Genomic DNA, 12072 nt, shown 5'->3' with positions numbered 1-12072 from the left:
ATTAATCTCCTAACATGTTAATATAACAATTTTCATATTGATCAGCGATAACTTTAGATGAAAATCGCTCTTTAACATCTTGTATCATAGCTTGTTGCATTTTGTTATACAATTCGCTATCAGTTAATAAATCAATCGCTCGTTTACTTGCTAAGTCAGTATCACCAACATCTACAGTATATCCTGTAATACCATCTTTGATTACTTCTTTTATACCACCAGCGTTTGTCCCTATAGGTAAAACACCAGTAAGCATAGCTTCTAGAAGTACGAGACCAAAACTTTCTTTTTCACTTAATAGAAGTGTAATATCAGACATTTGATAGAATGTGTTCACTTTATCTTGTTTACCTAAAAACAGTACATTATCTTCTATGCCCATTGATTTTATTTGCTCTTTAGCATCCTGAAGTTCCGGACCGTCACCGATTAAAAGTAACTTTGATTTAATTTCTTTATTTATTTTAGAAAATGTTTCTACGACATCATGCACTCGTTTTACTTTTCTAAAGTTTGATACGAATGTAATCACTTTTTCATCTTCTTTAATGCCATATCTAGATTTTAATTCTTTATTGTAAACTTGGGGGAAACTGTCTTCTTGAACGAAATTATAAATTGTTTTGATTTCTTTATCTGGTTGTATAATTTCATAAGTTTCCTTTTTCAAGCTGTTACTAACACTTGTAACGACATCACTTTTCTCAATGCCAAATCGGATCGCGCTTTGTAAAGAAGTGTCATATCCTAATACAGTTATATCAGTACCATGTAATGTCGTCATAATCTTAACATCTTTACCAGAAATTTGTCTTGCTAATATTCCACATATAGCGTGTGGTACAGCGTAATGCATATGTAAAATGTCTAAATCATAATCATTGATAACGTCTGCAATTTTAGCGCTTAATGTTATGTCATATGGAGGATATTGAAATACTGAATACTGATTAACATCAACTTGGTGAAAAGTCACGTTTGGCACAGGTTCTTTCATCCTAAAGGGCATATTAGAAGTGATAAAATGTATTTCGTGTCCTCTTTTAGCCATTTCTAACCCTAATTCTGTGGCTACTATGCCAGAACCACCCATAGAAGGATAGCAAGTTATCCCTATTTTCATGTTAATCCTCCTTACTATTTTCATCTATGCGTTCAAAACGATCTTTATCTCTCGTATTAAATTTTTGCATTGTATTTTCAAAACTTTGATTTAAATCTATATCTAGAGAGTTAGCAAGACAAATTAAAACAAATAAATTATCTCCTAATTCTGCTTCTATTGTATTATCTTCTTCAGTAGATTTTTTCTTTTTCTCACCATGAGAATGATTAATTTCTCTAGCAAGTTCACCCACTTCTTCAGTCAAACGAGCTAAATTCGCTAATGGAGAAAAATAACCAGTCTTAAACTGAGAAATATATGCATCTACTTCCTTTTGCATTTCATGCATATCCATTGTACTTCCCCCTAATATTTATATTTTGTTTTTTTGAGCCCACTTAATAAAATTATAAAGGATTTATATACATAATGACAATGTAATAAACTTGGCATAGTAGAGTTTACCGCAAAATAGCACCGTATAAAGGTATAGAAAAACTTAGATTGAGAAGTGATTTGGATCGTGGATGAATTAAATTACGATTGGGTTCTGTTATTGGATTAAGAATGTCGTAAACTCACGAATTGTACTTTTGTTGGATTAACTAAGACAATAATCCAATTAGAACACCTTTTGTTGGATCAACTATGACAATAATCCAATTAGAACATCTTTTGTTGGATTAACTAAGACAATAATCCAATTAGAACACCTTTTGTTGGATTAACTAAGGCAATAATCCAACTAGATCACCTTTTGTTGGATTTACTAAGACAATAATCCAACTAGAGCACCTTTTGTTGGATTAACTAAGACAATAATCCAACTAGAGCATCTTTTGTTGGATTACCTAAGGCAATAATCCAATTAGAGCACCTTTTGTGAAGTGCACCCCAAAAGTTGAACCAAAATAAATTTTTATGGTGCGCTACATTATCAGATTAAATACTGTTTTTACCTGGGCAATACCGAAATTTATTATAATCCTCCATATAAAAAAGCTAAGACATCACAATGTCTCAGCTTCTTGTTAATTAGTCACCACTACGTGCTATTAGTATAAATCTAGCAAGTTCTGCTACTGCTACTGCAGTTGCTGCTACATATGTCATAGCTGCTGCTGATAATACTTTCTTAGCATGTTTGTATTCTTGTTGATTGACCATATTTAATTTCTCAATTTGTCGCATTGCTCGTTTACTCGCATCAAATTCAACTGGTAATGTAAGAATTGTAAATAGTACAGCGAATGACATGAATACGATACCTACCCATAATAGAGTTGTACCAAATGTATTGCTTAATGCCGTTAATACAATACCTGCTAAAATAATGATATACGATAATGAACTTCCAAGGTTTGCAAGTGGTAATAATGCTGTTCTAAATTTTAAGAATGCATATCCATGTGCATGTTGGATTGCGTGTCCTACTTCGTGGGCAGCGATTGCTGTACCAGCTACAGTAGGCTTGTTAAAGTTATCAGGTGATAATACTACTCTCTTCTTAACCGGATCAAAGTGATCTGATAAGAACCCTTCACCTTGCAATACTTGTACATCATGAATACCATTTGCTGCTAAAATTTCTTCAGCAACTTCTCTTCCCGTCTTGCCACTAGTTGAGCGTACTCTAGAATATTTGTTGTAAGTTGATTTTACTTTATATTGGAAGTACATAGGGACAATCATAATGATTATGAAATATATAATAAATGAAAACAAATAACTTCCTCCTTTTTATCCCTCTTAAATTATATATTACGGAGTGAAGACCTTCACGTCAAATGTTTTGACCCTAATTTAAATGTTTTTTGTAAATATATTAATAGTAAGAATGGAATAATACTTAACCAGAAAGCTAAATATCCTATGTGTGCCTCGTATTGGCTCAACATACTATAAACTGGATATTGATGATATACATAATCTATCACATCATTATGGAAAACCCATATCATTGTAACGACAATATGCCATGTTTTTATTTCAAATAATGGATAGAACATAACTGCTTGTAGAACCATAATGCCATGAGAAACCATTAACATGAGCGCCATTGGAACAAGTTGCTCATAATGTATCATCACAAATAAATTCATAAGTACTGCCCATGCTCCGTATTTAATTAAAGTAATAAATGCTAAACATTCAAAAAGTCCTAAATGACGACTAAAATATATGGCTGCTATAGCTATTATTAGGAAGAATGTTGCTGTTGGGCTGTCTGGTACAAATGGCCAAAAGTACCATTTTGTCTCAGCAAGTTGACCACCATACCATATGTATCCGTAAACAGTGCCTAGTAGATTGGCTATAAAAAATGTGGCAAGCATTGGTTTTTGGCCCATTACGTATTTCCAAAATGCCATTTAAATTCTCCTTTGAAAAAAGAGGCTGGGACATAATAATGTCTCAGCCTGATTTATTATATTGGCAGTAGCTGACTGGTCTGAAAATATGCTTTTATTAAGCTTTATTTCAATTAGAGTCATACTTGCCGGGGTGGGACTAAGAAATCTTTTTAGTAAAATAAGATTTTTATCCCTATCCCTTTAAATTATTATTTTTTCAATTCTTTACCATTAGAGTCTGTTTCATGTAAATCTGCAACATATTTTGAAACTTTATCTATTTCTTCTTTAGAAAGGGTATCTTTAAAGCTAGGCATTTTACCAGCCCCTTTTTCGACGAAACCTTTTACGCCCTCTTCAGGTAGTTTAGATTCGACTAGGTTTGGACCTTGCCCACCGGTCAACTCACCACCATGACAACTTGTACAGTTTGACTTGATGATGTCCGTATATACAGGGTCAGATTTATCTAAGTTTGAGAATACAATTTGACCTTGCTTAGCTTGTTGTTTCCAGTCATGGTAATAACTAGATTCCCAAGTAGTGTAGAACAAAATAGCAACTGCTAATAACATAAATCCAGATGCAAATGGTCTCTTTGTCCATTTACGTTCAGGGCCTCTATCTAACCATGGTGCTAATAGTAATGCACCAAATGCGATACCTGGTAAGACGATAGCACCAAAAGTATTATATGGACCAGATGCAAATGAATATTTAAGTATTTGATATAAGAATAAGAAATACCAGTCTGGTAATGGTGTATAACCAGTATCAGATGGATCCGCCACACGTTCAAGTGGCGATGGATGTGCAACTGTTAAACATAAATAAGCAATTAAGAAAACTGCTCCAGTCATCCATTCTTTAAGTAGAAAGTCAGGCCAGAAACTTTCAGTACGACCTGGAAATTCTGAATAATCTCTATTTAACTTTGGTTTGTCGTATGACTTAATTCTTGAGTCACCAACAAACTTCATCCCTTTACCGCGATGCATGTCGCATGACCTCCTTTTTCATTTATTCACGTTAATTTTATAGTGGACCTGAAATACCTTGTTTTCTGATCATTATAAAGTGTGCTGCCAGTAACGCGAATAGTGCAGCAGGAAGGAAGAATACATGAATCGCAAAGAAACGAGTCAGAGTTTGTGCACCAACTATTTCTGCATCCCCTGCCAGTAATGTTTTAACCCAAGGCCCTATAATAGGGACGGATTCTGCAATTTGTAAACCAACTTTAGTTGCGAATAGTGCTTTCATATCCCATGGTAATAAATAACCAGTAAAACTTAAACCAAGCATTACAAAGAATATTAAGACACCTACAACCCAGTTTAATTCTCTAGGCTGTTTATATGAGCCTGTAAAGAATACACGAAGTGTATGTAAAAACATCATTACTACTACTAGACTAGCCCCCCAATGGTGCATACCACGAACGATAACACCTGCAGCAACATCGTGTTGTAAATAGTAAACTGATTTCCAAGCGTTTACGATATCTGGTACGTAATACATAGTTAAAAACATACCTGATAAAACTTGGATAACTGTAATGAAAAACGTTAATCCACCAAAACAATATACGAAAGCTGAAAAGTGATAAGCAGGGTTAACATGCTCTGGCACTTCATGATCAGCAATATCTCGCCAAATTGGTGTAATATCAAGTCTGTCATCGACCCAATCATAGATTTTATCTATCATTGTTAATCCCTCCTTATTTAGCTAATTCGTTCTCATGTTTATTACCGATTTGAATAATGCCATCTTTCACTTTTACTTCATATTGATCTAATGGTGCTAATGGCGGCGTTCCAGGTACATTCTTACCATTTTTCTCATAACGTCCGTTATGACATGGACAGAAAAATTGATTTGGATTTGAATTGTCACCATTCCACTGAACTGTACATCCTAAATGTTTACAGACTGGTGATAATGCGACAATGTCTTTACCATCCTTGTATACCCAAGCGAATTCGGTAACTTCACTCGTGTACCAAGCATCTTCTTGCTCAAATTTAAAGTCAACTTTAATTGGCTCTTTACCAAGTTCAGACTCTTTTACGCCTGTAGCGATCATATCGCCTTTGCCCTCTGCTTTAAAAACAGGATCAAGCGCAAATCTACCCATAGGTAAAATCATACCAGCAGCCATAAATGACCCAACACCCATTAATGAATAGTTTAAAAATTGGCGTCGTGTGACACGTTGGCTCATTTAGATTCCCCCCTCTATTAATCGTTCTTTTATAACTAGGACAATTTAATTTTAGCCTATTATCTCAAGACGGTCAACGCTTTGTCACAATTTATATTTTTATTTCTTGTGGTTTTATTCACTATTTTTGAGCAAAAAGAAAATAGGCTTAGACAAATTTAATTGCCTAAGCCTAATTCGTTATAATAGTAGGAGTTAAGTGGATTGAAAATGCATTTAAATCAAGCTTTTCACTCCTAGCTATTCTTAGAGGGAAAATTTCTTTCCCAATTGTTTCTATCTATTTCTTATTCCAAGTTTTTATTATAAATTTCATGAAGTTTTTAACTTCGTCTTCTATAAGTGTGCGTTTCATTTCCTCATCTAAGTCGGCCATCGGAATAGTATTAACAGTATATATTTCTTCAGTTTCAATATTTTCTAATTTATCACTTGTTAAAATAATGATATTAGTTAAACCATATTCTTTAAGACTTTGAATGAATGATTGTATATGCTCAGTATGAAAATCACTAGTAAAGAAAGCTGGAGTTAATAATAATCTACCTTTGAATTGCTTTTCAGTTAACATACCGACTAATTGAATCGTTTCACTTTGATCACAAGATGTAATTAATTGATTAGTCATATCTATATTTGAAACAGGGATAATCGCTGTGTCGATATATTCTAAATTATTTTTTAAATCCTTTAAATCTGCATGATTGAATAACATTACCAATTTTCCTCCAACTCATTAATGAATTGTAATATTTTAGTCATTTCCAAAAATGTTTCCTGATCGTTATTATCTAATGCTCGATCAATTTCATTCCTAATTAATTGTTCCCAATGATAAATGCTATATTCTTTTGGGTTATCTTTAGAAAAATTAACATTTTCGTTATCGCTAAATTGATCAAATAACATTTGCAGTAACATTATTCTATTTAGACGATCATCTCTTTGATTTAAATAGAGAATCACATTTAAATGAGACTGATCTAATCTAATATCATGAAAAATCTGTCTGCCATCATCAATGCAAAATTTTTCTTTACAATACATTAGAGATAATTGATTAGATTGTTTAGTACTTATTGATAGAAATCGATCGTCTGTCATTTCTTTCGCAAATGAAATATTTGATAAGTATTTAGGGTTACTCTTAATTAAATTTAAAATCCATACACTTTCAGCATTTTTAAACTCATATTGATATAGAATATATTCAATAAAACGTTGCTTTTCATAAATGAGCCATGTATGTTCCATTGGAATAACCTACTTATTGTAATCTTTCTAATTCTTGGTCCCAGTAAGGATTTTCTGGGTCAATTTTACGAATAGATTCTAGAATGTTTTTAGCAGTGGCAATTTGGCCAATTTCAATTAAGTAATGATAGTAGTCATTTAAGAAATCAATGTTTTGAGTTAAATCCGGATATGCTAAATCATAAAAATGTTGAGCTTCTTTATCACGCTCTTCAATGCCAAATGCATAAGCAATATGCCATGCTACTATTGGATCAATGTCATCTTCATCAATATAAGTTAGTAAGTTAATTAAACCTGTAGTATTATCTTTCTCTCGATAATAGTCCGCTAATAAAATAGCAGCTTCTGTATATGATGGATCAACAGTTAGAGCATCTTGTAATAGTAAAGCACCATATTCATCATTTGTCGTCAACATTAAGCGTGCTGTGTCAGTCATTAATTCTTTGTAATAAGCGTTTAAACGTAGACCTTCTTTACCAATCTCAATCGCTTTTTCATAATCTTTTTCGGATTCATAAATTTGCAGTAGATAATGATAAGCTTGCATGAAGTCAGGATCTTTGTGTAATAGTTTTTCAAGTTGCTTAATCGCTTCTTGTGTCAGTTCATTCTTCTGATAACTAATCGCTTGTTTGAAATAATCTTCCACAGTCATATCCATTTCAGATACATATTCATAATATTTAACTGCTTCTTCATAAGCGCCACTTTGTAAACTGGAATCTGCCATTCTAGCGTAAATAGATATACCGTTTATAATATCTTCGCCTGTTTGAACAATTGATTCATAGTTTCTAATTGCTTTTAAATACTGACCATCATAATAATACATTTCAGCCAGAGCAAATGTAATAACCATATCATCTGGTTCGATTTCTTTTGCTTCTATTAATTTTTCTATACCTACTTCAAATAATCCTTGTTGTTGATATAAGTCAGCTTCAAGCATTAATTTTTCAGTAGAGGTTGGGCTATTAAATAATACTTCATGTGCTCTATCTAACTCATTTTGGTCAATTAGACCTTCTACGTAATATACAAGCACTTCATTTTCATCAGGGTATAGCATATATAATTCTTCAAATATTTTTACACCTTGATCCACAATTCCATATTTGTATAATGTTTCACCAAGCATAAATAGCGCATCGTGATCATCAGATTGTAATACTCTATCTATCTTTTCGTCTAATTGGTTAATATTTTGCATATGAATATCATCTATAACTTTATATACATCTTCCATTTTGTAGGACTCCTTCTAATCATTTATTAGCTGCTTAAGCTTTATAAATGAATCTAATACTTCTTCTTTAGAAACGGCTTCAATTGTAAACGAACCATCGCCCGTTTGTAAAACCATTTGAATAGATTGTCCAATATTTTTTTTGTCTTTTTTCATATATTCAAATATTTTCTCAATATCAACTTGATTTAAAATATTTAATGGATAGCCAAGTTCTTTTAAATAATTTATAAATTTAAAAATACTATCTTCGTTATCGTAAGCAGTAATCTTTTGATTGATAATTTTTTGGAATAGTATACCTATCATGACAGCTTCACCGTGAGCTATTTTAGTCAAATATTCTAAACCATGTCCAAAAGTATGACCTAAGTTTAAATGTTTTCTTACATTGCCTTCAAACTCATCTTGTATAACAATATCTAATTTAGTTTGAATACCCATTTTTAAAAATGCTTCTATGTCTTCTAAGTGTGTTAACTCTTTAATTGAGGGATAAGTAGCCATTAACTTATTAGCTTCTTCTTCGTTATTTAATATAGCGTGTTTAAATATTTCACCATAACCACTTCTAATCTCGGTGTTTGGAAGCGTGTTTAAAAAGTGCAAATCGAATATAACAGCTTTGGGACGATGAAATGCACCGATTAAATTTTTACCAACAGAAGCATTAATACCTACTTTCCCACCGATAGCAGAATCATGTGCGAGCAATGTTGTTGGCACTTGTATAAAATCAATACCTCTTAGTAGTGTTGCTGCAAGAAAACCTACAAAGTCACCTGTAGCTCCTCCACCAATAGCTATTAATTGAGACTGTCTATTAATATTCATTGAAAGCAACTTTTCACTGATAGATTCAAAATAAGACATTTGTTTACACATTTCTCCACTTATAATCGTTAAATACTTAAGGTTTAGTGAATCTAAATGGTCTTTTAAATAATCTTTATGAAGTTTGTACACATCTTGATCAATCAAAACGATATTTTGTTCATTTGGTTTTAAATATGATAAGAGTTCAGATAATGCATTATCTTTTAGTATGATTGGATAATTATCTTTAGTATAAGTTGTTTCAAATATCATGACATCACCTAGAAATTTAAATTCCAATCACGGTGTTGCTTAATAGCATCTTGTAATTGGTCGATATGATTAGATTGATACTCTTCTGTAATAGCTTTAGCAATTTCGAATGCAATAACATGTTCACAAACAACACTTGCTGCTGGAACGGCACAGCTATCAGAACGTTCGATTGTAGCTTTATAATCTTCTTTAGTTTCAATGTCTACCGAGTTTAATGGTTTGTATAGTGTAGGAATTGGTTTCATAACACCATTTATAACAATAGGCATACCATTAGACATGCCACCTTCTAAACCACCTAAATGATTTGAAAGTCGGTAATATCCCTTTTCTGAATCGTATGCTATTTCATCTTGGATTTCACTACCTGGTTTTTCAGCAGCTTTAAAGCCTTCACCAAAACTTACACCTTTGAAAGCATTTATACTTACAACAGCTTGAGCCAATCTGCCGTCTAGTTTTCTATCGTATTGTACGTAACTACCGATGCCAGCTGGTAAGTTTTCCACTACAACTTCAACTATACCGCCAATAGAATCGCCTTCTTTTTTAGCTGCGTCAATTCTCTCACGCATTTTTTCTGCTACATCATCACTAATACAACGTACATCATTATGATCTATGTTTGCTTTTACTTCATCAAGTGTATATTCATAGTCATCTTTAATGCCGCCAATTTCTATAACGCGTGAATAAATATCAATATCTAATTGTTTTAATAATATTTTAGAAACAGCACCAACAGCAACTCTAGCAGCTGTTTCACGTGCAGATGAACGTTCAAGAACATTTCTTAAATCTCTATGGTTATATTTCATACCACCTACTAAATCTGCATGTCCGGGTCTAGGTTTTGTAATAACACGTTTCATATTTTGAGCTTCTTCTTCAGTTAAAGCGTCTGCTCCCATGATTTTTCTCCAATGTTTAAAGTCATCGTTTGTTACGATAAGTGTAATAGGACTACCTAAAGTATAACCATGTCTTACACCAGAAACAATTTCTACTGAATCTTTCTCAATTTGCATACGACGTCCACGGCCATAACCGCCTTGACGCTTAAACATTTCTTCATTTATTTCATTTACATCGATTTTAAGATTAGCTGGGACACCTTCAATAATGATAGTTAATTGTGGGCCATGTGATTCGCCTGATGTTAAGTAACGCATATTATCTCTCCCTACTGTTAATTAAATATAAAATTAATCATATCATATTTAACGCGTTAAATTAACAAAAAGAAAGGATTAGTTTAACAAAAATTCGTTAAACTAATCCATATATTAATTATTCTTCATAAACCCAATTTTCATTGTTTAATTTATAGTCATTAAGTTCAGACTCATTAAACCATAAGTTAATCTCACGTTCTGCAGATTCATTTGAATCTGAGCCATGTATAATATTTCTACCTAAATCTAAACCGTAATCTCCTCTAATTGTACCTGGAGCAGCTTTAGATGGGTTAGTTTCACCTACAAGTGTTCTTGTAACTTCTACAACATTGTTTCCTTCAACAACCATGGCAAAAACAGGTCCTGAAGTAATAAAGCTAACCAATGCGTTAAAGAATGGTTTATCTGTATGTTCTGAATAATGTTCTTTAGCTAATGCTTCATCAGCTTGAAATAACTTTGCAGCAACAAGCTTTAAACCTTTTCTTTCTAATCTAGTAACGATTTCCCCTATAAGATTTCTTTGCACCGCATCTGGTTTAATCATTAAAAAAGTTCTGTCCATATGTAATCCCTACCTTTGTTTTATGTAAATCCAAGATAAGTTTATCACTGTGGGACTCCACTTGCAACCGCTTTCTAGTGGTTTCTGTTACCTATTTTTTTAATAATTTCAGCTAGCATTTTTTGGCCGGATTCATTTTCGAGAGAACTGATTAGTTTTTCCGCTTTTTTCAAGTAGTTATTACTCACTTCTTTAGACTTTTGTAATTCTTCAGATTCAATAACTTCTTGTATAACAGCGTTAAATACTTCATCAGAACTATCTATACTTAGTTGCTGTATTTTATCTTTGAACTGTTTAGAATTTTTCATTCTAAGTAATACTGGTAAAGTTAAATGTCCATTTCTTAAATCTGAACCTACTGGCTTACCAAGCTTCTTTTCAGTGCTTGTGAAATCTAGAATATCATCTATAATTTGATAACTCATACCAATATAATACCCAATTTTACCAAGCTTTTGAGCTGTCTCGTCACTTGTTCGAGCACTATAAGCACCTAGTTCAGTTGATAATGAAATTAAAAGTGCCGTTTTTCGTTTTATTCGCCTTAAATAGTTTGTAATAGATTGATCAGCAACAAATTGGTCTTCAAATTGGAATAACTCGCCACGGCATACTTCTATTATACCTTTAGCTAATTGCTCGTGTAATTTGTCGTGTTCTATTGTACTCACAACGTTTAAGGACTGAGATAATAAATAATTTCCTGTAAGGACAGCGGTCTGGGTATCCCACTTCTTTGCAATGGTATATTTACCTCTCCGTTTATCGCTTTTATCAATTACATCATCATGAACTAAACTAGCCATATGTATTAATTCAAGTGTCGTAGCGACTGCTCTAACATCTTTTGACCCACTATCACCAAATTGACTAGCAATAAGCGTGAAAAGTGGTCTAATACGTTTACCCCCAGAAGATAATAAATATTGGCAAGCTTCATTAACAGTACTTTGCTCACTATTAATATAACTGTTAAGAAGCTTTTCTACTTCTTTTACTTCTTTATTTAAGTTTATCTTTGTTTTGTCATACATGTGATCAC

14 protein-coding genes are annotated in these 12072 nt (G+C 32.7%); all 14 read right to left on the bottom strand.

Features of this window, described 5'->3' with window-relative positions; all coding sequences use genetic code 11:
* Position 1: 1 nt before the first annotated feature.
* The gene (gene bshA / locus LQ688_RS02240) at positions 2–1123 is read right to left on the bottom strand and encodes an N-acetyl-alpha-D-glucosaminyl L-malate synthase BshA (protein ID WP_239703846.1); all 1122 of its coding nucleotides are present in this window, start codon (positions 1121–1123) and stop codon (positions 2–4) included.
* Position 1124: 1 nt separating this feature from the next.
* A complete protein-coding gene (locus tag LQ688_RS02235; RefSeq protein ID WP_016999972.1) occupies positions 1125–1460 on the bottom strand; it encodes a nucleotide pyrophosphohydrolase in 336 nt (111 codons plus the stop codon).
* Between the two features lie 680 nt (positions 1461–2140).
* Entirely contained in the window at positions 2141–2830 is a 690-nt protein-coding gene (locus tag LQ688_RS02230) for a zinc metallopeptidase (protein ID WP_275589606.1), read from the bottom strand.
* A 53-nt stretch (positions 2831–2883) separates the two neighbouring features.
* Positions 2884–3477 (bottom strand): DUF1405 domain-containing protein, encoded by a 594-nt coding sequence (locus LQ688_RS02225; protein ID WP_239724598.1) that lies wholly within the window; start codon positions 3475–3477, stop codon positions 2884–2886.
* 191 nt (positions 3478–3668) lie between these two features.
* Positions 3669–4457, bottom strand: coding sequence for a menaquinol-cytochrome c reductase cytochrome b/c subunit (locus LQ688_RS02220; RefSeq protein ID WP_064204570.1), 789 nt, complete (start codon positions 4455–4457; stop codon positions 3669–3671).
* 37 nt (positions 4458–4494) lie between these two features.
* The gene (qcrB, locus tag LQ688_RS02215) at positions 4495–5169 is read right to left on the bottom strand and encodes a menaquinol-cytochrome c reductase cytochrome b subunit (protein ID WP_016912349.1); all 675 of its coding nucleotides are present in this window, start codon (positions 5167–5169) and stop codon (positions 4495–4497) included.
* A gap of 13 nt (positions 5170–5182) precedes the next feature.
* A complete protein-coding gene (locus LQ688_RS02210) occupies positions 5183–5686 on the bottom strand; it encodes a Rieske (2Fe-2S) protein (RefSeq protein WP_016999977.1) in 504 nt (167 codons plus the stop codon).
* A 280-nt stretch (positions 5687–5966) separates the two neighbouring features.
* Positions 5967–6401, bottom strand: coding sequence for a DUF2487 family protein (locus LQ688_RS02205; protein WP_016999978.1), 435 nt, complete (start codon positions 6399–6401; stop codon positions 5967–5969).
* Positions 6401–6940: a YpiB family protein gene (locus LQ688_RS02200; RefSeq protein WP_016999979.1), complete on the bottom strand. Its 540-nt coding sequence runs from the start codon at positions 6938–6940 to the stop codon at positions 6401–6403. The genes LQ688_RS02205 and LQ688_RS02200 overlap by 1 nt, the downstream gene beginning before the upstream one ends.
* Before the next feature lie 13 nt (positions 6941–6953).
* Positions 6954–8192, bottom strand: coding sequence for a tetratricopeptide repeat protein (locus LQ688_RS02195; RefSeq protein WP_239724600.1), 1239 nt, complete (start codon positions 8190–8192; stop codon positions 6954–6956).
* Positions 8193–8207: 15 nt separating this feature from the next.
* Positions 8208–9281 (bottom strand): 3-dehydroquinate synthase, encoded by a 1074-nt coding sequence (gene aroB / locus LQ688_RS02190; RefSeq protein WP_239747274.1) that lies wholly within the window; start codon positions 9279–9281, stop codon positions 8208–8210.
* Between the two features lie 8 nt (positions 9282–9289).
* Positions 9290–10456, bottom strand: a complete 1167-nt coding sequence (gene aroC, locus LQ688_RS02185) for a chorismate synthase (RefSeq protein WP_016999982.1) — start codon at positions 10454–10456, stop codon at positions 9290–9292.
* A 118-nt stretch (positions 10457–10574) separates the two neighbouring features.
* Positions 10575–11027, bottom strand: coding sequence for a nucleoside-diphosphate kinase (ndk, locus tag LQ688_RS02180; protein ID WP_064204568.1), 453 nt, complete (start codon positions 11025–11027; stop codon positions 10575–10577).
* 74 nt (positions 11028–11101) lie between these two features.
* Positions 11102–12064 carry a polyprenyl synthetase family protein gene (locus tag LQ688_RS02175; protein WP_064204567.1) on the bottom strand — a complete coding sequence of 321 codons (963 nt, stop codon included), beginning with the start codon at positions 12062–12064 and terminating at the stop codon, positions 11102–11104.
* Positions 12065–12072 lie beyond the last annotated feature (8 nt).

The sequence above is a fragment of the Mammaliicoccus sp. J-M40 genome (assembly GCF_022386395.1).
GTDB classification, from domain to species: domain Bacteria; phylum Bacillota; class Bacilli; order Staphylococcales; family Staphylococcaceae; genus Mammaliicoccus; species Mammaliicoccus lentus.
The sequence above is the reverse complement of the archived record's forward strand: the minus strand, read 5'-3'. Positions and strand labels throughout refer to the sequence as shown.

Coding starts and splice junctions, on each gene's coding strand:
- LQ688_RS02225 (WP_239724598.1), bottom strand. CDS start 3,477: ATGGCATTTTGGAAATACGTAATGGGCCAAAAACCAATGCTTGCCACA.
- qcrB (WP_016912349.1), bottom strand. CDS start 5,169: ATGATAGATAAAATCTATGATTGGGTCGATGACAGACTTGATATTACA.
- LQ688_RS02210 (WP_016999977.1), bottom strand. CDS start 5,686: ATGAGCCAACGTGTCACACGACGCCAATTTTTAAACTATTCATTAATG.
- LQ688_RS02205 (WP_016999978.1), bottom strand. CDS start 6,401: ATGTTATTCAATCATGCAGATTTAAAGGATTTAAAAAATAATTTAGAA.
- LQ688_RS02200 (WP_016999979.1), bottom strand. CDS start 6,940: ATGGAACATACATGGCTCATTTATGAAAAGCAACGTTTTATTGAATAT.
- aroC (WP_016999982.1), bottom strand. CDS start 10,456: ATGCGTTACTTAACATCAGGCGAATCACATGGCCCACAATTAACTATC.
- LQ688_RS02235 (WP_016999972.1), bottom strand. CDS start 1,460: ATGGATATGCATGAAATGCAAAAGGAAGTAGATGCATATATTTCTCAG.
- LQ688_RS02175 (WP_064204567.1), bottom strand. CDS start 12,064: ATGTATGACAAAACAAAGATAAACTTAAATAAAGAAGTAAAAGAAGTA.
- LQ688_RS02195 (WP_239724600.1), bottom strand. CDS start 8,192: ATGGAAGATGTATATAAAGTTATAGATGATATTCATATGCAAAATATT.
- aroB (WP_239747274.1), bottom strand. CDS start 9,281: ATGATATTTGAAACAACTTATACTAAAGATAATTATCCAATCATACTA.
- LQ688_RS02220 (WP_064204570.1), bottom strand. CDS start 4,457: ATGCATCGCGGTAAAGGGATGAAGTTTGTTGGTGACTCAAGAATTAAG.
- bshA (WP_239703846.1), bottom strand. CDS start 1,123: ATGAAAATAGGGATAACTTGCTATCCTTCTATGGGTGGTTCTGGCATA.
- ndk (WP_064204568.1), bottom strand. CDS start 11,027: ATGGACAGAACTTTTTTAATGATTAAACCAGATGCGGTGCAAAGAAAT.